The organism is Citrobacter sp. Cpo100 (genome assembly GCF_030332595.1).
GTDB lineage: Bacteria > Pseudomonadota > Gammaproteobacteria > Enterobacterales > Enterobacteriaceae > Citrobacter > Citrobacter portucalensis.
The window spans coordinates 680839-706878 of sequence record NZ_JAOWHM010000037.1; the positions used below are offsets into that span (position 1 = coordinate 680839).

24 protein-coding genes are annotated in these 26040 nt (G+C 52.4%); 10 read left to right on the top strand and 14 right to left on the bottom strand.

Going from position 1 to position 26040, the window contains the following annotated elements; translation table 11 throughout:
- Positions 1-3 precede the first annotated feature (3 nt).
- From OGX96_RS18810 to OGX96_RS18820, 3 genes are all read right to left on the bottom strand, one after another.
- Positions 4-1896, bottom strand: coding sequence for an NAD(P)-binding protein (locus OGX96_RS18810; RefSeq protein ID WP_286583900.1), 1893 nt, complete (start codon positions 1894-1896; stop codon positions 4-6).
- A gap of 88 nt (positions 1897-1984) precedes the next feature.
- Positions 1985-2458, bottom strand: coding sequence for an ester cyclase (locus OGX96_RS18815; RefSeq protein WP_032943249.1), 474 nt, complete (start codon positions 2456-2458; stop codon positions 1985-1987).
- A gap of 11 nt (positions 2459-2469) precedes the next feature.
- Positions 2470-3897: a gamma-aminobutyraldehyde dehydrogenase gene (locus OGX96_RS18820; protein ID WP_286583902.1), complete on the bottom strand. Its 1428-nt coding sequence runs from the start codon at positions 3895-3897 to the stop codon at positions 2470-2472.
- 315 nt (positions 3898-4212) lie between these two features.
- On the opposite strand from OGX96_RS18820, the gene OGX96_RS18825 reads away from it, so the two are divergent.
- A complete protein-coding gene (locus OGX96_RS18825) occupies positions 4213-4938 on the top strand; it encodes a FadR/GntR family transcriptional regulator (protein ID WP_008784630.1) in 726 nt (241 codons plus the stop codon).
- Between the two features lie 24 nt (positions 4939-4962).
- Positions 4963-5661 carry a cache domain-containing protein gene (locus OGX96_RS18830; RefSeq protein WP_103014626.1) on the top strand — a complete coding sequence of 233 codons (699 nt, stop codon included), beginning with the start codon at positions 4963-4965 and terminating at the stop codon, positions 5659-5661.
- A 21-nt stretch (positions 5662-5682) separates the two neighbouring features.
- On the opposite strand, the gene OGX96_RS18835 is transcribed toward OGX96_RS18830, so the two are convergent.
- Entirely contained in the window at positions 5683-7164 is a 1482-nt protein-coding gene (locus OGX96_RS18835) for an APC family permease (protein ID WP_003832697.1), read from the bottom strand.
- A gap of 332 nt (positions 7165-7496) precedes the next feature.
- Here OGX96_RS18835 and OGX96_RS18840 point away from each other — a divergent pair, with 332 nt between their 5' ends.
- A complete protein-coding gene (locus OGX96_RS18840; protein WP_003832695.1) occupies positions 7497-7637 on the top strand; it encodes a hypothetical protein in 141 nt (46 codons plus the stop codon).
- A 52-nt stretch (positions 7638-7689) separates the two neighbouring features.
- Here OGX96_RS18840 and OGX96_RS18845 read toward each other — a convergent pair whose 3' ends face one another.
- Positions 7690-8583: a LysR family transcriptional regulator gene (locus OGX96_RS18845; RefSeq protein WP_048214301.1), complete on the bottom strand. Its 894-nt coding sequence runs from the start codon at positions 8581-8583 to the stop codon at positions 7690-7692.
- 306 nt (positions 8584-8889) lie between these two features.
- On the opposite strand from OGX96_RS18845, the gene OGX96_RS18850 reads away from it, so the two are divergent.
- From OGX96_RS18850 to OGX96_RS18865, 4 genes are read left to right on the top strand one after another with little or no spacing between them, the layout of a single operon-like run.
- Positions 8890-9723, top strand: coding sequence for an ABC transporter substrate-binding protein (locus OGX96_RS18850; protein WP_286583904.1), 834 nt, complete (start codon positions 8890-8892; stop codon positions 9721-9723).
- A gap of 1 nt (position 9724) precedes the next feature.
- Positions 9725-10543 carry an amino acid ABC transporter ATP-binding protein gene (locus OGX96_RS18855; protein ID WP_071446911.1) on the top strand — a complete coding sequence of 273 codons (819 nt, stop codon included), beginning with the start codon at positions 9725-9727 and terminating at the stop codon, positions 10541-10543.
- Positions 10543-11328, top strand: a complete 786-nt coding sequence (locus OGX96_RS18860) for an amino acid ABC transporter permease (RefSeq protein ID WP_286583908.1) — start codon at positions 10543-10545, stop codon at positions 11326-11328. The genes OGX96_RS18855 and OGX96_RS18860 overlap by 1 nt, the downstream gene beginning before the upstream one ends.
- Positions 11318-11995, top strand: coding sequence for an amino acid ABC transporter permease (locus tag OGX96_RS18865; RefSeq protein WP_267458737.1), 678 nt, complete (start codon positions 11318-11320; stop codon positions 11993-11995). The genes OGX96_RS18860 and OGX96_RS18865 overlap by 11 nt, the downstream gene beginning before the upstream one ends.
- Before the next feature lie 9 nt (positions 11996-12004).
- On the opposite strand, the gene ydhT is transcribed toward OGX96_RS18865, so the two are convergent.
- From ydhT to ttrS, 9 genes are all read right to left on the bottom strand, one after another.
- Entirely contained in the window at positions 12005-12817 is an 813-nt protein-coding gene (gene ydhT, locus OGX96_RS18870) for a protein YdhT (RefSeq protein ID WP_286583913.1), read from the bottom strand.
- Positions 12818-12820: 3 nt separating this feature from the next.
- Positions 12821-13606, bottom strand: a complete 786-nt coding sequence (gene phsC, locus OGX96_RS18875; protein WP_048235471.1) for a thiosulfate reductase cytochrome B subunit — start codon at positions 13604-13606, stop codon at positions 12821-12823.
- The gene (locus tag OGX96_RS18880) at positions 13603-14271 is read right to left on the bottom strand and encodes a 4Fe-4S dicluster domain-containing protein (protein WP_020996435.1); all 669 of its coding nucleotides are present in this window, start codon (positions 14269-14271) and stop codon (positions 13603-13605) included. The genes phsC and OGX96_RS18880 overlap by 4 nt, the downstream gene beginning before the upstream one ends.
- Positions 14272-14335: 64 nt before the next feature.
- Entirely contained in the window at positions 14336-15001 is a 666-nt protein-coding gene (locus OGX96_RS18885) for a YdhW family putative oxidoreductase system protein (protein WP_060682282.1), read from the bottom strand.
- Between the two features lie 10 nt (positions 15002-15011).
- Positions 15012-17114, bottom strand: a complete 2103-nt coding sequence (locus OGX96_RS18890) for an aldehyde ferredoxin oxidoreductase (RefSeq protein ID WP_286584223.1) — start codon at positions 17112-17114, stop codon at positions 15012-15014.
- 120 nt (positions 17115-17234) lie between these two features.
- Positions 17235-17861, bottom strand: a complete 627-nt coding sequence (locus OGX96_RS18895) for a ferredoxin-like protein (protein WP_016152920.1) — start codon at positions 17859-17861, stop codon at positions 17235-17237.
- A 490-nt stretch (positions 17862-18351) separates the two neighbouring features.
- Positions 18352-18561 carry a fumarate hydratase FumD gene (gene fumD, locus OGX96_RS18900; RefSeq protein ID WP_003029345.1) on the bottom strand — a complete coding sequence of 70 codons (210 nt, stop codon included), beginning with the start codon at positions 18559-18561 and terminating at the stop codon, positions 18352-18354.
- A 92-nt stretch (positions 18562-18653) separates the two neighbouring features.
- Complete coding sequence (gene ttrR / locus OGX96_RS18905) at positions 18654-19238, bottom strand: tetrathionate respiration response regulator TtrR (RefSeq protein ID WP_000974596.1); 585 nt, start codon at positions 19236-19238, stop codon at positions 18654-18656.
- Positions 19213-20946, bottom strand: a complete 1734-nt coding sequence (ttrS, locus tag OGX96_RS18910; RefSeq protein WP_213752895.1) for a tetrathionate respiration histidine kinase TtrS — start codon at positions 20944-20946, stop codon at positions 19213-19215. The genes ttrR and ttrS overlap by 26 nt, the downstream gene beginning before the upstream one ends.
- Positions 20947-21173: 227 nt before the next feature.
- On the opposite strand from ttrS, the gene ttrB reads away from it, so the two are divergent.
- The 3 genes from ttrB to ttrA are packed head-to-tail and all read left to right on the top strand — an operon-like array spanning position 21174 to position 25989.
- Complete coding sequence (gene ttrB, locus OGX96_RS18915) at positions 21174-21908, top strand: tetrathionate reductase subunit TtrB (protein WP_353622034.1); 735 nt, start codon at positions 21174-21176, stop codon at positions 21906-21908.
- On the top strand, positions 21909-22931 hold the full coding sequence (gene ttrC, locus OGX96_RS18920; RefSeq protein ID WP_001016644.1) for a tetrathionate reductase subunit TtrC: 1023 nt from the start codon (positions 21909-21911) through the stop codon (positions 22929-22931).
- Positions 22924-25989 carry a tetrathionate reductase subunit TtrA gene (gene ttrA, locus OGX96_RS18925; protein WP_286583915.1) on the top strand — a complete coding sequence of 1022 codons (3066 nt, stop codon included), beginning with the start codon at positions 22924-22926 and terminating at the stop codon, positions 25987-25989. Before ttrC ends, ttrA begins: the two co-directional genes overlap by 8 nt.
- Positions 25990-26040 lie beyond the last annotated feature (51 nt).

The window sequence follows — 26040 nt, forward strand, 5'->3', positions numbered from 1 at the left end:
AGATCACCCCATATCCTTGAGTTCATTAACCGCACGCCATGCCTGATCGATTGCCGTGTGGGCATAAGCACTCCAGTCAGAATCGGAGTTAGCGATGGCAATGCGACCGACTGGCTTACGCGCCCGTTCGATAATTTCTGGCATCTTATCCATATCATCGAACAGCGAGTTGGCGTAGTACGCATAGCCATGCGCCCAGCGGTTAACCGTAATGGCGGCAATATCGCGTTGATTATCAAATCCAGTTGAGCCAAACATCTCCTGCAACTGGGAGCGAATCATCTCCTCATGCGCGGCAAAAGTGGTCCCCAGCAAATAGGCTCGTCCTAGACGGAACTGTTCTCTGGCCGACAAGTTACTGCCCGGATAGGTCGGCACATAAACCATATGAATGACCATCGGATCGTCCGGGGAGGCCGGATGTTGATACCCACCAATACTGACCGGATAGTCGAGCTTGACCCTGCTATAAGGTGCCGCCGGAGAATAAAACTCATGTACGCCAAGCTGTTTGAACGCCTGCCAGTTTTTGACCACCACGTTGGTGTACACCAGCGGTGCCTTCACGTTCAGTTTAAGATCCGCCTGCTGCTGTTCCGGCATCTCAGGCACCAGATACGGGATCATCATGTTATAGCCTGCCATGATGGTGTTCTTACCGCGCACACGGTGCATTTTACCGTCACGCAGATAGGTCACTGCCACGCCATCCTGCACGTTGGCCGCATTAATCACCGTGCTGTTCAGGCGCAGGCGCGTAGTGTTTTCCGGCAGATCCAGCTTTTCGTAATGTAGTCTGGCGAGGACAGAGTCTTCCATTGTGTTGCCCGGTAGCGCATCCGGCAGCATATATCTGACTAACAGGCGGGCTAACCCGGCGTTACCGTCCGGGAAGTGGTAAACATACGGCTCTTCGAGGTCGGCCAGTGACTCTCCGTCCAACGGCGGTAACCCCATCCCTTCCATGCCGGGTAAGGCGCACGCACGGGCATCGCTACAGGAAATACCTTCAATACCAATAGCAAAGAAGTCGTTGGAACGCTGCTGGAAATAGAGCAGCGCCATTTTGCTCAAACCAACTTTTGTTGCCAAAAATTCACTGTAGCTGTGGGTATCCAGCCATTCCATTTTCTCATCGACCGTCATCCCCGGCAGGTAATCACCGGGCCGGACGTGCAGGTCGATCAGCGCTTTTCTGTCGTTCTCACTTAGCGGAAAATCATTGATAAAGTCTTCAATATTACGCCCATTGAGCCTGTCCGGCGGAATATCATCAGATACCGCGCGGCCCGGATCGCCGCTGACGATTTTTGTTTCGCCAAAATTCTTCTTGTCGAAGAAAACGCCGCGACTGAGCTGCCAGTCGGGGTAGAAGTTTACGTCAAAACTCTCTTTTAACCGCGTGACGCTGACGCCCACGGTTTCCATCAACTTTTGTACTTCAGGGCTGAAATTATGCGCAGGTGACTGGAATGCTTCGCTGCCACCATAACCGAGTAATTTCTTACCCGAGCTGGTAAATTCATTACGTTTGGCGTGTCCACCAAAGTCGTCATGGTTATCGAGGATCAGGATCCGGCTATTTTGCCCGGCAACTTGACGCCAAAAACAACCGGCAGCTAACCCGCTAATCCCGCCACCCACAATCACCAGATCGTACTCTTCCTCAACGGGCAGAGCGTTTAAATCAAAATGTTTATGCTCGCGGCCTAGCGCATGCGCCATTTCAAACGATCCAGGATGATTGCCCCGCAGCCCCGTCAGCGCAGGAGGATAATAATTTCCATCTATAAATGCGTTTCCCTTTCCTGCCGCCCTGACCCACTCCAGCGGGGTAAGTCCCGCCGCAATAGTCACCGCGACGCCGTTGAGAAAATCACGTCTGGTAATTGCCATTAACTTTTTTCCTTATTGCTACACACTGCCTTTAATACGACACAAATAAGAGAGATACCCCTTCTTATTTATAAAGGGGTACAACCGACTACTTCACTGGCTTTAACTCTTCATCCAGTTTTTTAGAATCATAATAATCACCCTGCCAGGTGATTTTTCCTGCTTTAACATGAATATAGCTGACGCCTTCAAATTTGATCGGATTATTTGTCGGCGGACTTCCTGCCCATTCACCACTATTTTTGCCTGAAAATTCCCAACGAAAGGCCACGGTATCTTCGTCGTAGACGGGTTTTCCAACCATTTTCCAGCTAAGATCTGGAACCGCCTTAATAAAAGCGCCGATAACCTCTTTTTCTGCTTTTTCCCTGCCGTTTATCGGTTCTCCTGCGGCGGCATCATAATAGACCGCATCATCAGCAAGAAATTGAGCGGCTCGCGAAGCATCATGCGCATTCCACGCCGCCATATACTCTTTTACGGTATTCAGCGATGTACTTTCTGCCAGGCTATAGCCCGAGAACATCACTAATGAAAGCACCGCGATTTTTAATGTTTTCATCGTAACCCTCTCTATTCAGAAATGTCGCACATGATATGTTTCACCCGAGTGTATTCCTCGAGTGAATAAGATGAGAGATCTTTGCCGTACCCCGATTTTTTGAACCCGCCGTGCGGCATCTCGGCACACAGAGGAATGTGATTGTTAATCCACACCGTGCCAAAATCGAGGTCAATGCTGAAGCGTTGGGCGCGACCATGGTTACTGGTCCAGACGCTGGCGGCAAGACCATACTCCACATCATTCGCTTTGTGTAGTACCTCTTCGTCAGTAGAAAACGACTGAATAGTCATTACCGGGCCAAATACTTCATGCTGAATAGCTTCATCATTTTGATGCAAACCGGAGACGATCGTCGGCTCAAAATAGAAGCCTGGACCAGATCCTGCGCGCCCACCGGTTTCAATTTTTGCATGTGCCGGTAAACGCTCAATAAAGCCTTTCACCTGCTCCAGCTGATTCCGGCTATTCAATGCGCCGTACAGTGCATTTTGATCTTCTGGCGGCCCAAATTTGATACTTTTTGTTTTCTGGATCAGTTTTTCCAGAAACTCAGCGTAGATAGATTGGTCTACCAGGATCCGCGTTGCCGCTGTGCAATCCTGCCCGGCATTGAAAAAGCCAGCTGTGGTAATCGTCGCAATCGCCTTGTCCATATCCGCATCGGCGAACACGATTGCGGGCGCTTTCCCGCCCAATTCCAGGTGTGCTCGGGTCAGATTTGCCGCCGCCGAAGCCGCAACCTGCAAACCCGCACGGACCGAACCGGTAATCGAGACCAGTGAGGCTTTCGGGTTTGAAACCACCAGCGAACCAGTGCTGGCTTTGCCCAACACAACGTTAAACGCCCCTCTCGGGAACAACGGTGCGGCCAGTTCAGCCAACAGCAGCGTACTAACTGGCGTGGTGTCGCTTGGTTTTAACACCACCGTGTTGCCTGCCGCTAGCGCTGGTGCAATCTTCCACACCGCCATCATGAACGGGTAGTTCCACGGCGTCACTTGCCCAACAATACCCAGCGGTTCACGACGAATGGTTGAAGTAAATCCTGCGGAATATTCTCCGGCCGCCTTTCCTTCAAGACAGCGCGCCGCTCCGGCAAAAAAGCGGATGGCATCGCAAGATGCCGCGATCTCCTCTTTCTCAATAAAATGGCGAAGCTGACCAGTTTCCTGACTCTGCGCGGTTACCAGTCGCTCAACGTTACGTTCAATCTCATCGGCCAGCCGCAATAACGCCTTTTGCCGCTGTGCCGGCGTCGATTTTCTCCAGATGCTAAACGCCGCCTCCGCTGCTGAGTAAGCCTGCTCTACCTCCACCTCGTTAGCGTTGGGAGATATTGCGTACGTTTCACCATCAACCGGACTCACCAGTTCGAAGCTATCTTCGCTACTGCCTGCTACATAGTGCCCATTAATAAAATGCTTCAGGGTTTTCATGTTTGTCTCCTGCCAATTAATACATAAAGAATCTTATGTAATATATATATTGTAAAATTTTTTCAAATGCGCAACATTGACACTATGATAAGCCTCGCATTTTTAACTTAATTTTCACATTTGCAGGATGAGGCTTTTTATTGCCAGCTGACGCGTTACGCCCAGCTCATCATAAGGTTATCGGGACACACATCCGCTTGTGCAGTGACGTTGCGCCCAGGCATGTAAAATAACTCGGCCATTCTTACCTTCCTTGCCCGACGGGCATGTGTTAAAAATGGTCGTTGTTTCAGGGAATTGAGTACAGAAAAGATTATGATTACTCACGCGGTCATATTTGCGCCTATCGGGCAGGTCAGTCGTTCAGACCAGATAGTCCAACGCCTTTCAAATGCCATTATCACGGGGTTGCTGGAGCCAAAAGAACAGCTCCCCAACGAAACTGATTTGGCAAAGATGATGGGTGTCTCACATATCACTATCAGGGAAGCGCTAAACACGCTTCGGGCTAATAATCTTATCCATACGGTTCGTGGTCGTAATGGCGGGAGTTTCGTTTGCGAAAATATTGATGGCAAAAATAGCGCCCTGCATCCGTTCAAGGCGATCAGTACGGATTATCTGTCTGATCTGGGTGAAATGCATTGCGCCATTATTAGCCATAGCGCGAGGCTGGCTTCCCGACGGATGACCGGTGCGGATATCGCCAAATTTCGCGAGTTTGTCGAGGTGCTCAGAAAGGCAAACTCACCTGAGCTGATGACCCAGGCCGATATGCGTTGTCTGCTGGCGATTGCCGCCAGTTCGCATTCAGCGCGACTGGCCAATCAGGAGCTGCAGGTTCAGGCTGAATGGGCATCGCTGGTGGCGATACTTTATCGCACAGACAGTATTCATGCAGAAATTATCGCGCTTTATTCGGCGCTGGCCGATGCGCTGGCTGCTCACAACGAGGCAGAGTCAGTACAGTTTGCCACGCAGATCATCGACACGTTTACCTACTACCTTATTGAAAAAAAGCTGAAATATAACTCGAACTGACAATCAGTGAAGGCAGGACAGACAATGAGCTCTTCGACATCCCTAAGCGCATTAATTCGTAAAATTGATGACATTACTGTTTCTACCGTAGATTCTACCGTTGCGCTGGCGAGGAGCATCCATGAGGCGATTTCAGGGGTACAAAAGGCCTCAGCCGAGGTCGTTCTCGACCCCTCAGTCAGATCCACCGTTCAACAGCACATCAAGCGCACGCTCAATAACAACCATTACTGCTCAGGGGCAGGATTCGCCAGCCATATTGAGAGCACCGCAACCACAAAAGAGTACTGGTTGCTGGAGTGGTGGTATAAGAAAGATAATGGTTTAAGCCAGGCGCATCTGGATTTGGATCAGGCCACGCAACAACGACTGGATTTCAGAACCTTTGAGTGGTTTAAGCATTCTCCTCCGGCAGGCAAAGCCTATATCCACGGCCCCTACGTCGACTATATTTGCAATATCTCCTATACCCTAACGTCAGCCGTCCCGGTCTACTACAACAACCAGTTTCTCGGTGTTGCCGCGGTCGATCTGCTGGTCAGTCAGATAGAAGCCGAACTGCTTTCCTGTGCCCATCCTGACTATGTGATTCTGACTAATCTGGAAAACAGGATCATTTTCTCCAGTTGGCCACGTTTTCGCGTGGGTGAATTGCTATCACCTGCAAACAGTACCGTGGTGTATCGGAGCGACTACTTTATCCTTTATCACTATCAAAACTAAGGGCCCGAAGGCCCTTAGTTTTTAGTTATCCTGCCCCATATTGAGCTTATTGGCGTAGGCAATGGCGTCGTTTTCCGGCGCCGCTGAACGACCAAACGGACGGGTCAGGAACATATAAATAAGCCCCGAGCCAACAACAATCGCCAGGCCGAACAGGACCGTCCAACGGTCGATGAAGTCGCTGCTGTCTGCCGGTTGCGCCAGTAACCAGATCCCGCACAATCCGTAAGCTAACGCCAGCACATTCACGATTACGCCCCAACCGCCAATGGTCCACTCCCCCGCCGGTTTCCAGCCTTTCAGACGCTGACGCAGCGCGGCCAGCACAACCATCTGGAACGAGATGTAAATCCCGATAACAGCAAACGCGGTGATACGCGACAGGTTATCTGGCTGGAAATAAACCCAAACGCAGATGATCACTGGCAGCAGGCAACTGACGACCATGGCATTATCCGGAACACCATTTTTAGAGATTTTGGCCATCCATTCACTTCCCGGCAGCATTCTGTCGCGGGAGAAAGAAAAGATAAGACGGCTTAACGCAGCCTGCAGAGACAAAATGCACGACAACATGGCGATAATTGCAACCACGATAAAGACAGTCGCGCCAGTTTCGCCCAGAGCTTCATTAAGGATTGCCGGGATCGGATCGGACGTTTTGCCATTCACGATGCTGACCAGATTCGGTGAAGCCAGCAAATAACCCATAACAGAAATAATGGCGGAAATCGCGCCGAATACGATGCTTAAAATCATCGCCACCGGGATCTTTTTACTCGGATTCTGCACCTCTTCCGCAACGTTACCGCAGGCCTCAAAGCCAAAGAACATAAACAGTCCCATCAGCGCAGCAGACATAAATGCGGTGGAGTAGCTGCCGTCATGAGCCAGCACGCCCATCGAGTCAAAAATCACAGAGAACGGCTGTGAACGGTGGAAAATCAGCAGATAAATCCCCAGCGCGATCACGCTGACAATTTCACACCAGAAGCCAATTTTTGCCACCCGGGCCAGATTTTTAGTCCCGGACATATTAACGGCCATCATCAACAGCAGCAGCAGGACGGAAGTCACCAACATCGTGGCCGGCGTCTGACCATAGTGGAAGAGTGATTCAACAAACGTTGATGTATATTCCGCGATCGACGTAATGGTGACCACCAGCGCCCACAGGTAGATCCAGGCGGCGATCCACGCATACTTCTTGCCCCACAACCTTCTGGCCCAGGGGTAAAGCCCGCCGGTTATCGGATACTGGGAAGCGACCTCACCAAACACCAATGCCACCAAAAGTTGCCCACATGCGACGATTAAAATCCACCATACTGCGGGCGGCCCCGCCAGCGTTACGGCCAGTGCAAACAGCGAATAGACGGCAGTAAGCGGCGACAGGTAGGTAAAACCCAACGCAAAGTTTGAAATAAGACCGATCGAGCGATTGAACTGTTCTTTGCCATCTTTTTGAAAATTATCATTTTTCTTATCAGGTGTCTGTTCCATATTGCTTTCTCTTTTGTGGAATAGTCGCAGGGTTGAACAATTAATGTATAAAAGATATTAAGTTATATGTATAGTGATTTTGTCGCAGATTTGTTAAAAATGATCGCGCATCACGTTAATGAAAAAGTGGAGATAAAACGGTAGAGAGAGCGAGGATTTTGCGGTATTTACAACCAATGATTCTTTAGCAATTGCGAACCATAGGCTATTTTGGCGGATAAATACGCACAGCGGATTGCGTTCGATGCTAAGTAGCAAGAATCGCTGCTGTTAAGCAACATTTTTGCAATATAATAACGTGATGTTAAACGCTGAACCTGAGCAGGTGAATGATGGAAATTGATCTCGATAATCTGGTCTTTGATGGACTGGAAGAAGCGCAAGAGCGTAACGCTGAACGTCTGGAAGATGCAGACAAGAAAGCGCAGGAAATTATTGCTGATAATGACTGCGGCGACGCCTGCAAAATCTGATTTCCAAACCGGCGCAATGCCGGTTTTTTATCGCCTGTTAACCCCACCCACTTCAGCCCGTATACCGTAAGGCCTCAATCAGTTGCGCAAAGGCGGCGGTATGTTGTTTTCGGCTGGGATAGTACAAATAATAGCCAGGGAAAGGTTCGCACCAGTCCTCCAACACTTTTTCCAATGCCCCCTCTGCAACAGCCTGCTCGACGGTGTCTTCCGGCACAAAAGCCAGCCCCATTCCCGCCATCGCTGCGCTAATTCGCGGGGGTAGATTGTTAAAAATAAGCTGCCCTTCCACCCGTACGCGCAAATCTTGCCCGTCTTTAGCAAACTCCCAGGCGTATAATCCGCCCAACGTCGGCATGCGCATGTTAATACAGCTATGATTTTGCAGGTCGTGAGGGGTTTTCGGTTTGCCATGACGAGCAAAATACGCCGGTGACCCCACCACTACCATACGCCAGTCCGGGCCAATTCTGACGGCGACCATGTCTTTTGCCACCTGCTCACCGAGCCGAATACCCGCGTCATAACGGCCAGTCACAATATCCGTCAGACTATTGTCGATGGTCATTTCCACATTCACATCGGGGTAAGCCTGCAAAAATGGCTCCAGCGCGGGCCAGACGGTAGATTGCAATGCATGTTCGCCCAGCGTCAGGCGGATGTTACCGGCCACGCGCTGACGGACATCGGTTAATGCCAGCAGCTCTGTTTCAATGTCATCAAAACGCGGGCTGATACTGTTGATAAGCCGTTCTCCGGCTTCGGTCGGCGCAACGCTGCGCGTGGTGCGGGTCAGAAGCCGTACATCCAGCCGCTCTTCAAGCCCACGAATCGCATGGCTTAGCGCGGATTGCGAAACCCCAAGTTTTGCCGCTGCCCGGGTAAAACTACGCTCGCGGGCAACGATAATGAGATAATAGAGATCGTTAAAATTATCACGCAGCATGCTTATCCCCACTCCAGACCTGTTGTGATATATGGTACAGGTCCGGAGGGTATTCCAGTAGCATTTCTGGACATTAGCACAGCTCAATCTTATTCAAGCGTGCTCTCACACAAAAACAAAATGCGAATTATTACCAGGCTTATGCACGATTTTACCTTTCACTCCTGCATTATTTTCACCCGCTATTAACACATCCTTCACTAATAACATTTTGTATATAGATAAGAATTTTTTCTTATTTTGTCCCAACCGTAAGTTATGGGAGCGTAAAAAGCACAAACCAAAAAACTACAGGGATTTCATACAATGATGGCAACGAAAACTTACCGCGCTAAAAAAACACTGCTGGCATTGGGCGTGCTGCTGGCCTCAGGACTTACCGTCTCGCAGGTTCAGGCTGACCAACTGGCCGATATCAAAGCCGCAGGCGTCGTAAAAGTCGCGACATTTGACGCGAATCCTCCGTTTGGCTCCGTCGATGCCAAAACCCATAAGATTGTCGGCTACGACGTTGATTTTGCCGAAGCGCTGGCCAAATCCCTTGGTGTAAAACTGGAACTGGTAGCGACCAATCCGGCAAACCGCATTCCGTTATTACAATCTGGTAAAGCTGATTTAATCGTCGCGGATATCACGATTACACCTGAACGGGCGCAGGTAATAGATTTCTCCGTCCCATATTTTGTTACCGGCCAGCAGTTCCTTGTGCCAGCAAAATCTCCGGATAAGCTCGATGAATACGGCAAAGCACGCATCGGCGCGGTAAAAGGCACTACTGGTGAACAGGCACTGCATCAGCGCTTCCCGCAGGCGCGCGTGTTGGCCTACGACGATATCCCGCTGGCGTTAACCGCGCTACGCAACGGCAATGTTCAGGCCATTACCCAGGACAGTACGATTCTGGCCGGGTTATTAGGCGCTGCGCCGGATAAAGCTGATTTCAAAATTCTGCCGGACCTGCTGAGCAAAGAAGAGATCGGCGTGGGGGTGAAAAAAGGTGAGCCAGCGTTGTTAAAAGCCGTCAACGATGAACTTTTGAAGCTGGAATCTACCGGGCAGGCAGCCAAAATTTATGATGTCTGGTTTGGTCCTGAAACCAAAAATCCGCAAGCCCGCGCCTTTAAAATAGAAGCCAAGTAATATGCTCTCAGCCCTTTTTCCTCGATCCGCAGCTTCGGCTGCGGATTTTACCCATTTGCGCCAGGCGAGCGTCGAACTACGCAATGTGATTAAACAGTATGACGCTCACACCGTCCTTAACGGCGTTAGCCTGGCGGTTGAACCCGGTGAAGTGGTGACTATTCTGGGGCCTTCCGGCTCAGGAAAATCCACTCTTATACGTCTTATCAACCAGCTTGAGTCGCTCAGCGGTGGCGAAATTTTCATTGATGGTAAACCGATTGGCCAGTTGCGCGGGGCGGCGTTACGCCAGCTACGTAGCCGTATCGGTTTCGTATTTCAGCAATTCAATCTCTATTCGCACCTGACTGCGCTGCAGAACATCGCACTGGCGCTGGAATATGTTCACGGCTGGAACAAGACGGAAGCGGATCGTCGGGCACTTGAGTTGCTGGAAAAAGTGGGACTGGCGGAAAAAGCCAACGCCTATGCCGCGCAGTTGTCCGGTGGGCAGCAGCAGCGCGTGGCCATCGCCCGCGCACTGGCCTCGTCGCCACAAATTATTCTGTTTGATGAGCCCACTTCCGCGCTGGATCCGGAAATGATCGGCGAGGTATTACAGGTAATGAAAAATTTGGCCCACAGCGGTATCACCATGATCGTCGTGACCCACGAAATGCATTTTGCCCGCGAAATTGCCGATCGGGTGGTTTTCATCGATGGTGGCGATATTCTGGAAGTGGCCGCGCCGGAGGATTTTTTCGTCCGACCACAGCACCCGAGAACCCAGCGTTTCCTGAAAAAAGTGCTCGACCCGTTACACCAGGAGTCATCGTCATAATGCATGCAATGGACTGGCAGGGAGTGCTGAGCGGGCAACCCCTGCAATGGATAATTTCCGGTTTTCTCACCACGCTCTGGGTGACGCTGGCAGGTATCGTGCTCGCCACGCTCATTGCCATCTCACTGCTCGGCCTGCGCCTGACGGGCAATCGTCTCGCTAAAGCGATGGTCGGGGTGTGGGTCTCGGTGTTTCGCAACACGCCTTTACTGGTGCAACTGATGTTCTGGTATTTTGCCGCCTGGAACTGGCTACCCCGTAACGTCATTAGCTTTATCAATGCCGATCATCCATGGTCAATTTTGCCAGGTGATGTCTGGTGGTTAACACCGGAGTTTATCTGTTCAGCATGGGGGCTTGGGGTATTTACATCAGCATTTTTGGTTGAAGAGATCGCTTCGGGTTTACGGGCTGTTTCTGCCGGACAACGCGAGGCTGCCGTGGCGCAGGGGTTTTCATCCTGGGCGATATTTCGTCACATTCTGCTGCCTCAGGGGCTGGCAAACGCCTGGCAACCGATTGTTGGGCAATATCTCAACCTGATGAAGCTTTCCTCGCTTGCCAGCGGTATTGGATTTGCTGAGCTCACCTACCAGGTACGGCAAATTGAGAGCTACAACGCGCACGCGCTGGAAGCCTTTGCCGTTGGCACCGCACTCTATCTGTTTACCGGCATCACTTTGGGTATGTTGCTTACCCGTCTTGGCCCGCAGTCTGCGTCGGGTAAATCGTCAAAGATAAGAATGCGCATCTTCAGCGTCAGGAGCATACTGCATGATCGCTAATGTTTCGGTCATTACCGACAATCTTGACTATCTCCTGTGGGGACGTGTAGCTGAGGGGCAACCCGGTGGCGTCCTGCTCACTTTGCTGATGGCTATTGGTGCGGCATTGCTGGCGCTGCCTGGCGGGATCGTTCTTGCCTGCTGCGCCTGGCGATTTCCGGGCGCGGTTCGCAACGGGTTGTTTATCTGGGCAGAATTTATTCGCGGCATTCCGCTCATCTTTGTAATTTTCTGGATGTGGTATTTGCTACCCATGCTGACCGGAAGCGATCTGCCCGGTGCCGTTACAGTGACGCTGGCGCTGGCATGGTTCACCGCCGCCTCGGTGATGCACTCGGTGTATGCTGGAATTAGCGCACTGCCTGGCGGGCAGTATGAAGCGGCAGTTGTTCAGGGTTTTCGCCCGGAACAGGCCCTGTGGCTTATCTTGCTGCCGCAGGTGCTGCGTAACGTACTGCCGTCGCTGACAGGGATTTTTATTGGGCTACTGAAGGACACGTCACTGGCGTTTATTGTTAACGTGCCGGAACTCACGACAGTTGCCGGTCAGGTTAACAGCCGGGTGCAGATCTACCCCGCAGCCATTTTTATCTTTACCGGGCTGGTCTATTACCTGCTGTGCTTTAGCCTTGAAAAAATCACCCAGCGCCGATTCGCACCAAAATGACCTCTCGGCTCAACATTCCACGAACTGATGGTCTTCGTTGAGCCGATATTTTACGCCCGCCCGAATGTTATTTTCCCCTTCAACGGCAAGCGCAAAACGCATTCTTTCGCCATCGTGATAAGCCAGCGCCGCACATCCGCCGGGACCAAGAATTATTGAGTCGACAGCACCGGTACTGGCAACAACGGCGTTCTCTCCGCTGGCAATAATGTGGATATTGTCCGCGCAGTTAGCGATTTTCGCATCTGCGCCAAAACAGGCCAGTTGGGTTAAATCACCGCTACTGGCAATCCGATTTCGATCGCCGAGCGAACTGATACGTACGCGCATGCCGGTACTGGCAATACGCGTTCCGTCGCCCACACTGCTGATACGCGCCGAGTTTCCCGCAATCGCTATTCGCCCGCGTTCGCCTGAACTGCCGATATGCGTGTTATAGCCTACACTGCCAATCCGTGCGCTGTAACCGGCACAGGCGATCTGCGCAGCATACCCGACGCTGGCAATTTTTACGTTATCACCCGCACTGCTAAATCGGGCATAATCTTCCGCACAAGCCAACGGACGGCTGGTTTCCCCCGCGGCTTGCTCACGGGAAATATTCCCCATCGCGTCAATATCCTGCTGAGCAAAACTCGCCTCTTCCCGCCATTTTGACCAGCCGTATTCCACCAGGCTATTTGCCCAATCGGTATACCCTTCCCGCTGGAGCGCGCGATGAACATCGGCATAGCTTCCTCCTGCGGGAAACGCGCGTAGAAACCAACGATACATGACGGGCCCAACACGCCAGGCCCGTAAGTCACTTCGCGTAATCATCATCGCTTAATGCCGGTGGTAGCCATCCACCATACACTTAAAGGTTTCGCCCGGCGTGCGCCCCGTAGTGCAGAGATAAAGATGCCCAAAAATGAAAAACAGACTGACTATTGCCAGCGCAAAGTGCGCCTGAAGCAGCCAGTAACGCACTCCGGGGAACAGATCGCCGACAGCTACCGGGTAAAGCGATAACAATCCAGTGATCAGTAGCAGTGGCAACAAACCATACATCACGCCAACATAGGCCGCCTGCTGTAACGGATTAAATTTAGAGCGAGGTGAGGCCGGAAATGGGTGTGACTCGCCCTGCATAATGCCAAACAGGTAAAAACGAGTTTGTCTTTGCGCACGAGCGATCCAGCCCTGACGTTGAATAATATAGTGATGTCCGTTGCCGCCAATCAGGTTGATCAGCACAAAACCAATCCAGCAGGCAAGTAGCAAAAAGCCGCAGACCTCATGAACGGTAAGCAGGCTTTTCATTACCGGTGCGCTAACGGCAGAGAAGTGATTGACCAGGCCACTGACCAGAAGCAACAGAAATAACAGTGCATTCGACCAGTGCCACAGGCGGACAGCCTTCGAATATAAATAGACCTTCTCGCCGTGCCCTGCCGACGCTTTATGCGCCGCCCGAAAGCGCAGCATGGCGTGAAGCGCCAGCACCAGCCACATTCCCACCAGCATTAACCCGGCAACGACTAACCACACAGGCCAATAGTCCGGTGAAAACAGGGGAACATACTGTGCAAGCTGGGCGTGAAACTGTTCGGCATTCTGCGACGCGTTCATACATTTTCCTTTTTAATCAAATGTTGACCGAACCGACGATACAGATGGGGCTTCCCGGCGCCTGCAAGTTGATATTCGTAATACTTGTTTTCTCGCAACCAGGTCTGAATTTCCGGGCTATCTTCACGACCGAAAATCAGCGCATGTTCCGGGCAAGCGTTAACACAGATCGGAGGGAAACCTTTCGCCAGCCGAGATTCAGCGCAGAAGTCGCATTTATCCGCCACTTTGGTTTGCGGGTTGAGATAGCGCACCTGATAAGGACACGCGCCAATACAGTAACTGCAACCAATACAGCAAGACGTATCTACTCGCACAATACCGTTCTCATCTCGCCAGGAGGCACCGGTCGGACACACCTCAATACAAGGTGCATCATCACAATGCTGGCAGGACTGACGGAAGTAGTGATACAGCGTTTCGTTGTCGTTATCGGTTACAGGAATATGCGCTATCGACAAACGGCTGCCCTGGTCAGGTACATGGTTGGTTTTCCGGCATGCACGAGCGCAAATATTGCATCCGTTACACAGTGATTCGTCGTGAATCATGACGTAACGAACGGCTTTAGGGCTCCTGGTACTCGCTAACAGATTTTGACCTGGGCCGGTAAAAAAAATCACCGTCCCCATGCCAATGACAAATTTTCGTCGGGTGAAGGACATCGGGTTATCCTCTAATGCTGTGACAGTGGTCGTCCACACATTCCATGACATCAACCTGAAGAATTCAGGGGTTCTGATACTGCTCAACCTCAAGCCATTCACACAGGCCGTACGCTTTGCCATAACTCATAAAACGTTCGCTGAACAAATAAGGCTCCGCATTTGACGATTCCACAGTACGTATATCTGCGTAATCAGGGTGCGTTTCCATGGCCGTTAGCGCCGCTGAAATCTGCTGAGACTCAAAGCTGTACGGCGGTTGCGTCAACATGGCGACCTTATAGGGGCGAGGATACGTTTGACAGTCGAAGCGTACCGCCTCGGCAATCGCACGGCAGATGTCGTTTTCCACCACCTGCACGCACATGTCGGCGTAGTTTGCCGTCATGGTTTGCGTTGAGTAGAAATAGACATCTTCCGCACCCTGCACACGGGTGATATCCGCGTTATTCGCGTCCTGGCACAGCACATCCAGCAGCGCGGAGAGATCGGCTTCAGGGACCGAATAAGGTGGCTGCAGAAACACGCTGCGCGCTACCAGGTGCCCCGATGCCGAATGCTGGCGGATAAAATCTGCCACAATCGACTCCGGGCTGGCGGCTTCCTGAACCTGCGGCGCAGTCACCCGCTCGACCGGCGGGTGAAACGCCTGTAGCCAGTGTCTCTTTTGGCTATCAACCTCGTCAGGAAGCGCCTCAACGGGTGCCTGAACGCTGCTCACGTTAGTCATCTCGCGTTCCTTACGCTGGCAACAGATCCTGCGCAGCCAAATCGGCTGCCACGTCTTCAAGTCCGAGTCGATTCAGGGTTTCACGCGTTGGGCAACCCAACTCGGGATCCCAGCCCATTTCCTGATAGAACATCGTCAGTGACTGGCGCATATCCTCCCTGTCCATCTTGTCGGTGCCTTCGGTGAAGACCGGAATTTTCGGATCTTTATCAAACACCCAGGAGCAGATGAGATCGTGTTCATTACGCATATCTTTGGTTTGCATCAGTTTGACCGTATAGGCACGATGCAGGGTAAAGATGCGTTCAGCGGCCAGGTCCAGACTCGCCTGCGTGGTTTCATCACCGGTGACTGCCTGGAAGAATTTCGCTTCCAGATCCAAATCTCCGCGATAGTTGCGGCTCTTGAGTGGTGAAACCGTCATCGGCCAAACCCAGTTACACAGCGTAACCGCGTTATGCAGGCAGACTTTCAGCAGCGTCCATTTGGCATATTTGATCTTGGCGGCATTGATTGGGGTATAGTTTTTGGTCTCGTCGTAGGCGTCCTGCGACCCAAATAACTCGCCCGCCACTTCGCGCTGTAATTTCAGCGGCAAACCGGAACCGATGAAGTTGATATGGGTGTGCGCCATACAGTCACGGTTAAACATACAGTTGGTGATCGCCCCCACCTGCGCCGAGGCTTCGTTTGCATGATGGACCGGAAAACCAAACGGCGACCACAGTTTATTTTTGGCATAACCCCAGTACTCTTCGCCCAAATCCCAGCGTTTAGCAATGGCATACGAACCGTCCGCAAGATGACTGAGTTCCCCCACGCGATGCGCCAGTCGATAGTAAAAATCTTTGATAAAGTTAGGATCGCCCGCCTCCAGTTGATCCCAACGGATCTCCGCGTACTCTTCGGCTGGCAGCACGCGTTTAAAGACGCCTTTCGAATAACAGTAGGTAAAGTCACGGTGCAACTGGCCGTAGTTACACCAGATACCGTAATCGTCAAACAGGTTCAGTCCGATCAGGTTCCCTACGACTCGCCCATCGTCTTTATCGTCAAAATCTTTCGGGCCATTGGGGAAAATGGTGGTGTGAACAAAGTTCGCCACGCAGGTGTTGCCGCCGGTACTCGGCACGCCAAAATCCTTCACCCGCGGGACATTGAGCTGCGACATACAACGAATAGGGCATGAATGGCAGCCGCTCATTTTGACCGTGTATTTTTCTGCGGCTGGACCCAGATCGAACACCGATTTATAGGTACGGAAACCCACCGTATTTTGGTTGCCCGGCGGGATTTCACCGGTTTCGATTGGCCCCCCTTCTGCCGCGCCCCAGAAAAGTCCCTTACGGGCTGTCCAGCGCGAGTTTGGCGAAGAGTATTCTGCCCAGGCCTGCGGGGTGCTTGGCACAACGTGGTTGTTGTTGGCGCCGATAAGCTCGGTCATCATGTAGTCATTGAGACGCTTCATCTCTTTACGATCGACAATGTTGACGCCTTTGGTCCCTTCTACCGCAATGGCCTTCAGGTTTTTAGAACCCATCACCGCACCCGTACCTGCACCGCCGCTGTGGTTGCGGCTGTTGATCATGCAGGACAGTGGCACCAGATTCTCACCCGCCTGCCCAATAGCGGCAACGCAGGTTTCCGGGCTGGTAATCCGGCAAATCTCTTCGGTTGTGGCGCGAGTCCCCTTGCCCCACAAGAAATCGGCTTTTTCGATGCTGACTTTATCGTCTTTGATGTTGATCCAGACCGGTGATGCGGACTTGCCTTCAATAATAATGGCGTCGTAACCGGCGAATTTCATTTGTGCAGCAAAGAAACCGCCCATATGGGCATCTACGACTAAGTTACCTTTGGTAAACGTCGATAAGGAGGTGATATTGACGCGGGAGCTACAGGGAGCGCCTGACCCCGTCAATGGTCCGGTGGCAAAAACCAGTTTATTCCCTTCATCAAAAGGCATGGTGCCTGGCGGGACTTCGTCGTACATAATTTTATAACCAAAGCCCATCCCACCGACAAATTTTTTAAATTTACTGGAATCTTCAAGGGTGATATTACCCGTGGTGAGATTGACCCGTAAAATATTACCTGTCCAACCATTAGCCATCATGTTTTCCTTTGCAAGAAGGTTTAATAGATATACCCGCCATTCTTCAGGCAGCTTTTTTATCCAAAACTGCAGTATTTTTGGCAATTAATGGCGCGAATCAGGTATGCCTGTTATCTATCAAACAGTAATATCTTTCCACTCGATAATTTTTAATGCCCCAGTCGGACAAGCATTGGCGCATTCTCCGCATAACACACATTTTGAGGATTTTTTCGTTTCGGTATTTACGGTCGCCATCATCCACGGGCAGGCTGTGGTACACGCGCTACAGCCAATACAGCGTTTGTGGTCCACCGCAATACAACCGTCTTCCTGTTTCCAGGTAATTGCACCAATTGGGCAGACCTTCATGCACTGCGGATCTTTGCATTGCCGGCAGGTATCAGCGGTATAGTTTAAATCGCCATACAGCCCACCACCGGACCCGACGCCATCATCGCCAAAGAAGAAATTGCGATGGATTTTTATCCGGGAAAAGAAGGTCCCTACGGCACCATCGTTATAATTGGTACAGGATATTTCACAGCGGTGACAGCCCGTACAGCGCGCTCGCTGGGTCACCAGAACCCCTTTCGGCGTATTGATAAGCCCCACGGTCCCACTATCGATATCTTCCTGCTTACAACCAAATAGGGATAACAGCGCGGGGGCAATCGTTAATCCCGCCAGTCCTTTCCCTGATATCCGCAGGAATTCTAGTCGCGTTAAACCACAATCTAAAAATGGACGATCAACCTGGTTCATTTATTTCGCATCCTCTTCGCAAATGCTGTGGTAGCAACACCTCCAGGCTAATTTAAACCAGCGCAGCTCAAGCCATATCGGGCGGTTAATGTTGCCAACAACACGTAAATTTTTGCCCTAACCTGATCGCGTAAATGACGGTGGTTAAACTGAATGAATCTAATCCTTTAGGGTTAGGCGCAGAAATAATGTGGTTATTCAGCATGCATAGTCTTGATCGTCATCAATTAAAAAACGGAAGGGATATAATTAATACGGAGTGAGATTTATTATCATTAAGAAAAAGAGTGAAATAGCAGCCCATTTAAATTACAAATATTTGTGAACCCTCTCCCAAATATAATGCTGTACGACAACCGATATATAAATACATATCGATTTATAGTTCTCTACAACCAATTATTAACGGAGATAAATTATATAGATTGATAGATTAACGTATCGAGAATAAGAGGACGGCAAAAAATTTCTGCGGTCCTCTTTTTATGAATTAACCGGCCAATGCTTTAATTACGGTCTCAATAGCCTGTTTTTCTAACTCACTGCGCTTCACGCGCTGGTTAGCAAGGGTGGTTCTCAGTACTCCCGCAATGACGATATGCTTAGGTTCTTGTCCCAGATCGCGCATTTCCAGCACTACTTTACCGACTACTCTGCACATTTCACGGTACAACTCGTCGTCTTTCGTCTGATTTCCCATTTTTGCCCGCTCGTCATTAACTCAAACCAACAGCATATATCACTCTGACGATTTAGACAAAATTCAATGAAAATCAAATAAATGTCATCATTCTACTGAATTCTCTGAAGTCGATTAACGAGCTCAGCAAGACTTCCTGCCTGCATTTTTTCCATCACCCGCGCCCGGTGCACTTCAACCGTACGCACGGCAATATTCATGGCATCAGCAATTTCCCGATTCATTAACCCTTTTGCTACCAGATGCGCCAGTTCCCGTTCTTTTGGCGTAAGTTGTTGGTAGCATGAGATGATCTCTTGTCGCGAGAACGCCGCTGCTGAGACCTGCAAGGCATGTTCTAATGCTGCCTGAAGCGGCACGGCTGACACGGGTTTTTGCAAAAAATCGACCGCGCCACGTTTCATTTGCTCAACCGCCATCGGCACGTCGCCATGCCCGGTGAGAAAGACCACCGCCAGCGTACTTGCTTTCTGACGCATGATTTCATGCACAGCGTGCCCATCCAGTACCGGCATACGCATATCCAGCAGTAGTACGCCCACCTGGTGCAGATTTGCCTCGGCGAGGAATTTCTCGCCTTGCTCCCAGCAAGACACCTCATATCCCAGACTTTCCAATAAAAACGCACAGGCCTGGGTGACGGCAATGTCGTCATCCAGCAGATGAATTATCGCCACTACGGCCTCCTTCCTGATTTGGTTTAAAATACAATGTCACTCTCGCCCCCGCTTTACCGTCCGGGGCCTGCTGATTTTTGATCTCAATATCTCCGTTTGCGTAGCGCACCAGTCGCTGACAAATGGCCAGTCCTAGTCCCATACCTTCTTTGCGGGTGGTCATAAACGGCTGAAACGCCTGATACAACTGAGCCTCGTCAATGCCTCCGGCATTATCCTGCACCTGAATACGCACGCCACCATCCTTGTGCAGGGCGCTAAACCATACTGTCGTAGCGCCTGCCTGGGCGGCATTGAGTACCAGATTAGCCAGCACCTGCTCAAGAAGAACGCTTGGCAGCATCAACGTTAACGCCTTGCTAACCTGCGTGTGCAGCGTTACCGCCGGGAATTGCTGGGGCATGCGCAGTAATTGCCAGACGTGATGGATAGCATCGTGAACGTTGATGGCTTGCCAGCCATCGGTGAGTACCGGATTGCCCTGTGCCTGGCTGACCCACTGCCGGAGATTGCGCAGCGTATCGGCTCCTCGTTGTGCCTGGGCGTCTATGTGCTCAAGCGCGGGCAACAACGGATGCTGCTCATCCTGACCACGCAGGCGAATCAGACAGCCTTGGGCATAATGGCGGATAGCCGACAACGGCTGATTGAGCTCATGGGCAAAACCGGAGGTCATCTCCCCCAGCACGCTCATTTGGCGGGCAGTCTCCAGCGCCTGTTCCTGTTTGTGCAACAATACGTTGTTCCGCTCTAACTGCCTGCCGCGTCGGCGAACCAACAGCATCACCCAGATGTAATTGAGCGTAAGCAACAGCAGCACGATGGCCACGCCCCCCATCGCCAGTCGGTGTTGAATAAACCAGCTTTTGACATCCAGCCACAGCTGACGCTGCTGCGGATGCTGTCGGACGTCGCGCAGCAACGCTTCTACTTCGCGGGTCGAGGCGGGCGCGCCCCAGCGAAACGCCGCGTTTTGCGGTGCATTGAACAGTACCCGCGTCACGCGATCGGCCAACTCGTCACTCACTGCAGGTAGTGCGGCAAATGACCAGTCCGGATAGAGCGGCGTACTGGTTAAACAGGGAATTGAAGTTGGATGATTCAACACGGTCATAAAATCGGTTTTACGGATGAGGCCTTCTTCATCCATTTTTTCCAGCAGGCACACCGGCACGATCACCGCCTGCACGGCTTTTTCACGTAATAAATAGAGTAAGGCATCGGCGGGAAATCCGGTGAACGTCAGACGCAAATCGCGCTCCGGGCGCAGACCGGCATCACTGAGCGCTTTATATCCCAGCAAATAGCCACCAAACGCCTGAGCATCAATGGCGCCAACCGTTTTGCCGATCAGATCGTGTGCGGAGGTTATCCCGCTGTCGCGCCTGACGAGAATGGCGCTGCCAATCACATTACTGGTGGCTTTCCCGCCACGGGTGGAGCGTAACGACGCCAGCCAGCGTAGCGCCGAGCGGCTGTTAAGCTGGACAAACTGCGCCGGATTGGTGACCACAAAGTGTACCGTTCCACGATTCACCGCCTCCTGCATCTGCCGGAGGTCCAGCGGTTGAATATGAAACTGCTCACCGGGGATTTGCTGATTCAACAAGGTTTCCAGCGGCTGCCAGTGATTACGTGTAGAAACCTCCCCGCGCATCGCCAAAACGCCAATGTTCCATGTCTGCGCCCTGACCGCGCCGCTTAGCATCCACAGCGACGCCAGCACCGTCAGACATCTTACTACGTTGCGTCCCACTCAATTATCCCTGTCAATTATGGTGTTTTAGATCAACAACAAGCCGGGTATGTGGTTAACCACAATAGAGTATACCCCGTCACGATTTTTACACTGTAAATCATTGAGATTCTTTATTCATCACACGCAAATCAACGGCGTGACCAATGTTTCGTTGTTGCATCGTGACGGGAGAAAATATGGACAGCAGTAAACGGCAGTTTCTCCAGCAACTGGGCGTCCTGACCGCTGGCGCATCACTGGTTCCGCTGGCTCAGGCGCAATTTCCCTTTTCGCCTGAACGCCACGAAGGCTCACAACAGCATCGCTACGCCATGATGGTTGACCTGCGACGCTGTATCGGCTGCCAGGCCTGTACCGTCAGTTGCGCCATTGAAAACCAGACGCCACTGGGCGAATTTCGTACCCTCGTCAACCAGTATCAAGTACAGATTGAAGGCCAGCAAAGCGTTACCAACGTCCTGCTGCCGCGACTGTGCAACCATTGTGATAATCCCCCTTGCGTGCCCGTTTGCCCGGTACAAGCCACTTTCCAACGAGAAGACGGCATTGTGGTGGTCGACAACACACGCTGCGTGGGCTGCGCCTATTGCGTGCAGGCCTGCCCTTATGATGCGCGATTCATCAACCATGAAACGCAAACCGCCGATAAATGTACCTTTTGCGTTCACCGCCTCGAAGCGGGGCTGCTCCCGGCCTGTGTGGAATCCTGCGTCGGCGGCGCGCGCATCATTGGCGATATTAAAGATCCGCACAGCCGCATTTCACAAATGCTGCATGAACACCATGACGCCATCAAAGTCCTTAAGCCGGAAAGCGGTACGTCTCCTCACGTGTTCTATCTGGGACTGGATGAGGCGTTTGTCACCCCATTGATGGGACGAGCTCAACCCGCTCTCTGGCAGGAGGTTTAAATGAACCATTCACTGATTATCGACGAGGTTCTGGCCCATCCCCAGGACGTAAGCTGGTTACCCTGGGCCGTACAATATTTCTTTTTCATCGGCATTGCCGCCTGCGCCGCGCTGTTCGCCTGCGTTCTTCACTGGCGCAAAAAAGAAACGGCAGACCTGGAGAATCTGACGCTGTTGATCGCCCTGACCTGCGCGATTACTGCGCCACTGGCGCTGACCGCTGATCTACACCAAACCGCCCGCGTCTGGCATTTCTATGCGTATCCGACGCCATGGTCCTGGATGCCGTGGGGCGCACTGTTTTTACCGCTGTTTACCGGTTTTTTAGGTCTGTGGTTTCTGGCGCAGCATGTGAAACGGCTAACGCTAAAAAGTTACAGCGTCACAAAATGGTTGGCACTTGGTAGCGCGCTGTCCGCCATCGGATTGCTGGTTTACACCGGCCGTGAAGTGTCGGTGGTACAGGCGCGTCCCATTTGGTTCAGTTACGCCTTTCCGGTTGCGATGTTCCTCAGCGCGCTGCAAACATTTCTTGCCCTGCTCATTGCCACGACAAATAGCAAGGACGCACTACCGCGTAAGCTAGCGTGGGGGCAAATGGTCACGTTGATTGCGCTTGCTATCGTGGTGGCGATCTGGGCGAGTGGTAATACGCTTTCCGGTTCGGCTATCCGTCAGTGGCTGGATGTTGCCTCTTCAGCACAACACTACGCTATCGGTTGGGTTGCGCTATGGCTTGTTTCCCTTGCTCTTTGCGGGTTGGTTGTACGTTACCCCTTATCGCTACCGCTGCGCATATTACTCGCTTTTAGCGCTATGGCGCTGTGCTGGCTAATGCGCTGGACGTTACTCATCCAGGTGCAGACCGTACCGAAATTTAACGCGCAGTTTAATCCCTATACCCTGCCCGGCGGCACCGATGGCTGGCTGGCTATTGTGGGTACCTTCGGCCTGTGGATAGCACTGATTATTATTGTTCGTGAAGCCCTGAACGCGATCGCAAGGAGAATGCAACATGGCTAATTTAACCCGTCGTCAGTGGCTTAAAGTGGGCCTTGCCGTAGGTGGCATGGTGACTTTTGGCCTGAGTTATCGGGATGTGGCAAAGCGCGCGATAGACGGTTTGTTGGACGGAACCTCGGGCAAAATTACCCGTGACCGCATTTTTGCCAACGCGCTAATCCCAGAAGCCAACGCCCGGCCTCACTGGCAGCAAAACCCGCAGCAGGTGATCTCGATGACGCAGTGCTTTGGTTGCTGGACGCAGTGTGGTGTACGGGTTCGCGTTGACACTGAGCAAGGCAAAGTGCTGCGCATTGCGGGCAACCCTTATCATCCGTTGTCGCACGAGCACCATATAGACGCCTCCGTCCCCTTTGCCACGGCAATGGAACAACTGGCCGGGGAGTCAGGTCTTGACGCACGTTCTACCGCCTGCGCCCGTGGCGCAACCTTACTCGAAGGTCTGTACAGCCCGCTACGAATTCTGGAGCCTATGAAGCGCGTCGGTAAACGCGGTGAAGGAAAATGGCAGCGCATCAGCTTCGAACAGCTGATCAAAGAGGTGGTGGAAGGTGGCGATTTGTTTGGTGAAGGCCACGTTGATGGTCTGAGAGCCATCCACGATCCCACTACACCGCTTGATGCGAAACATCCCGGCTTTGGCCCAAAATCCAATCAACTGCTGGTCACCAATACCAGCGATGAAGGACGTGATACCTTTTTACGTCGCTTCGCACTGAACAGTTTCGGCAGTAAAAACTTCGGTGCTCATGGCGCTTACTGCGGCCTGGCCTATCGGGCCGGTTCCGGCGCGTTAATGGGCGATCTGGATAAAAATACCCACGTGAAACCCGACTGGGATAACGTCGAATTCGCGCTGTTTATGGGCACCTCTCCGGCGCAATCCGGCAACCCGTTTAAGCGCCAGGCCCGCCAGCTGGCCAGCGCCCGTTTACGTGACGGCTTCCGCTATGTTGTGGTGGCGCCAGCCCTGCCATTAACCACGGTGCTGGCTGACGATCACGGTCACTGGCAGCCCGTACGACCAGGAAGCGACTCTGCGCTGGCTATGGGGATGATAAGCTGGATTATCGATAAACAACGCTATAACGCTGATTATCTCGCCATTCCCGGCGTGCAGGCCATGCAGCAGGCTGGAGAAAAAAGCTGGACTAACGCTACGCATCTGGTGATTACCGATGAAATTCCAACGCTTGCCGGACAACACCTGACCCTCGCCCATCTGAGTGCAAACGCAGCCCAGGAGCCGGTGGTCGTCAACGAGGCCGGTGAGATTGTCGCCGCCAGCAGTTGCCCGCGCGCTCAGCTGTTTGTTACCCGTGAAGTGACGCTGGCCGACGGGCAGACAGTAACGGTAAAAAGCAGCTTCCAGTGTCTGCGTGAGTCCGCAGAGAAACTGTCGCTAACGCAGTACAGCCAGCAGTGTGGGGTGTCAGAAGCAGACATTGCCGCTCTGGCCGACGCATTCACCCGCCACGGGCGTAAAGCGGCAGTGATCACGCACGGCGGTATGATGGCAGGTAATGGATTTTATAACGCCTGGTCGGTGATGATGCTCAATGCGCTTATTGGTAACCTCAGCCTTGAAGGCGGCGTGTTCGTCGGCGGCGGCAAATTTAATGGCGCCACCGACGGTCCGCGCTACAACATGGACAGCTTCGCCGGGAAGGTAAAACCGAAAGGGTTAAGCATCGCGCGCAGTAAAACCGCTTATGAGTCTTCGGAAGAGTACCGCAATAAGGTGGCTGCCGGGCAATCGCCCTTCCCGGCTAAAGCGCCGTGGTATCCGTTTGTCGCCGGTCAGCTTACCGAACTCCTCGTCTCGGCGCTTGAAGGTTACCCTTATCCGCTGAAAGCCTGGATCTCCAACATGACCAACCCGTTTTACGGCATTGCGGGGTTACGCGGCGTGGCGGAAGAAAAGCTCAAGGATCCTGCTCGTCTGCCGCTGTTTATTGCCATTGACGCCTTTATGAACGAAACCACGGCGCTGGCAGATTACATCGTGCCGGATACCCACAACTTCGAAAGCTGGGGATTCAGCGCTCCGTGGGCGGGCGTGGCCAGCAAAGCCACCACCGCGCGTTGGCCAGTTGTCAGATCGGCGACCAGCCTCACGGCTGACGGTCAACCGGCCTCGATGGAGTCTTTCTGTATCGCAGTGGCAAAGCGCATCGGACTACCTGGATTCGGCGACAATGCAATTACCGATCCGCAAGGTAATCACTATCCGTTAAACCGTGCGGAAGATTACTACCTGCGTCTCGCGGCCAATATTGCGTTTATGGGCAAAGCTCCGGTTGCTGAAGCACAGCCGGAAGACATAGCGCTGACCGGGGTCCAGCGGATCATGCCTGTGATGACCCAAACGTTGAAAACCGATGAAATCAGCCGAGTGGCGTTTATCTACTCCCGCGGCGGGCGCTTTGCGCCGGACAACAGCGGGCGAGTTGATAACCGCGTCGGCAATGCCTGGGAAAAACCGCTCCAAATCTGGAATGCGAACGTCGCCGCGCACCGCCATGCGATTACCGGCGAGCGCTTCAGCGGCTGCCCGGCCTGGTATCCTTCACGTCTGTCAGATGGACGTGCGGTCGAGGAGTTGTTCCCGGAACAAGAGTGGCCGTTGAAACTGATTTCCTTTAAATCCAATACCATGTCCAGCGCCACGGCGGTTATCCCACGCCTTCATCATCTGAAGCCGGTTAATCTGGTGGCGCTCAATCCACAGGATGGTCAGCGGTATGGTTTAGCACACGGCGATATCGTGCGTATCACCACCCCAGGTGGTCAGGCGCAAGCGCAGATAAGCCTGCTGCATGGCGTCATGCCGGGTGTTATCGCCATCGAGCATGGTTACGGGCATAAAGAAATGGGCGCGGCACGGCATACCCTCGACGGTGAGCCGATGGCGTTTGATGAGCAGATTAAGTCGGGGATTAATCTCAACGAGTTGGGTTTTGCGGACCCAACCCGACAGGTAACCAATACCTGGCTTGACTGGGTGTCGGGTGCGTCGGTGCGTCAGGGGTTGCCAGCGAGAATTGAGCGAGTGTAGCTCTGGTGCCGCATGGCAACGCGAACGCGTTTTACCCGGCCTACAGGACGT

Bases quoted from the DNA above. Each gene is read 5' to 3' on its own strand.
- OGX96_RS18810 (WP_286583900.1), bottom strand. From the start codon at position 1,896: ATGGCAATTACCAGACGTGATTTTCTCAACGGCGTCGCGGTGACTATT.
- OGX96_RS18815 (WP_032943249.1), bottom strand. From the start codon at position 2,458: ATGAAAACATTAAAAATCGCGGTGCTTTCATTAGTGATGTTCTCGGGC.
- OGX96_RS18820 (WP_286583902.1), bottom strand. From the start codon at position 3,897: ATGAAAACCCTGAAGCATTTTATTAATGGGCACTATGTAGCAGGCAGT.
- OGX96_RS18825 (WP_008784630.1), top strand. From the start codon at position 4,213: ATGATTACTCACGCGGTCATATTTGCGCCTATCGGGCAGGTCAGTCGT.
- OGX96_RS18830 (WP_103014626.1), top strand. From the start codon at position 4,963: ATGAGCTCTTCGACATCCCTAAGCGCATTAATTCGTAAAATTGATGAC.
- OGX96_RS18835 (WP_003832697.1), bottom strand. From the start codon at position 7,164: ATGGAACAGACACCTGATAAGAAAAATGATAATTTTCAAAAAGATGGC.
- OGX96_RS18840 (WP_003832695.1), top strand. From the start codon at position 7,497: ATGGAAATTGATCTCGATAATCTGGTCTTTGATGGACTGGAAGAAGCG.
- OGX96_RS18845 (WP_048214301.1), bottom strand. From the start codon at position 8,583: ATGCTGCGTGATAATTTTAACGATCTCTATTATCTCATTATCGTTGCC.
- OGX96_RS18850 (WP_286583904.1), top strand. From the start codon at position 8,890: ATGATGGCAACGAAAACTTACCGCGCTAAAAAAACACTGCTGGCATTG.
- OGX96_RS18855 (WP_071446911.1), top strand. From the start codon at position 9,725: ATGCTCTCAGCCCTTTTTCCTCGATCCGCAGCTTCGGCTGCGGATTTT.
- OGX96_RS18860 (WP_286583908.1), top strand. From the start codon at position 10,543: ATGCATGCAATGGACTGGCAGGGAGTGCTGAGCGGGCAACCCCTGCAA.
- OGX96_RS18865 (WP_267458737.1), top strand. From the start codon at position 11,318: ATGATCGCTAATGTTTCGGTCATTACCGACAATCTTGACTATCTCCTG.
- ydhT (WP_286583913.1), bottom strand. From the start codon at position 12,817: ATGATGATTACGCGAAGTGACTTACGGGCCTGGCGTGTTGGGCCCGTC.
- phsC (WP_048235471.1), bottom strand. From the start codon at position 13,606: ATGAACGCGTCGCAGAATGCCGAACAGTTTCACGCCCAGCTTGCACAG.
- OGX96_RS18880 (WP_020996435.1), bottom strand. From the start codon at position 14,271: ATGTCCTTCACCCGACGAAAATTTGTCATTGGCATGGGGACGGTGATT.
- OGX96_RS18885 (WP_060682282.1), bottom strand. From the start codon at position 15,001: ATGACTAACGTGAGCAGCGTTCAGGCACCCGTTGAGGCGCTTCCTGAC.
- OGX96_RS18890 (WP_286584223.1), bottom strand. From the start codon at position 17,114: ATGGCTAATGGTTGGACAGGTAATATTTTACGGGTCAATCTCACCACG.
- OGX96_RS18895 (WP_016152920.1), bottom strand. From the start codon at position 17,861: ATGAACCAGGTTGATCGTCCATTTTTAGATTGTGGTTTAACGCGACTA.
- fumD (WP_003029345.1), bottom strand. From the start codon at position 18,561: ATGGGAAATCAGACGAAAGACGACGAGTTGTACCGTGAAATGTGCAGA.
- ttrS (WP_213752895.1), bottom strand. From the start codon at position 20,946: ATGCTAAGCGGCGCGGTCAGGGCGCAGACATGGAACATTGGCGTTTTG.
- ttrB (WP_353622034.1), top strand. From the start codon at position 21,174: ATGGACAGCAGTAAACGGCAGTTTCTCCAGCAACTGGGCGTCCTGACC.
- ttrC (WP_001016644.1), top strand. From the start codon at position 21,909: ATGAACCATTCACTGATTATCGACGAGGTTCTGGCCCATCCCCAGGAC.
- ttrA (WP_286583915.1), top strand. From the start codon at position 22,924: ATGGCTAATTTAACCCGTCGTCAGTGGCTTAAAGTGGGCCTTGCCGTA.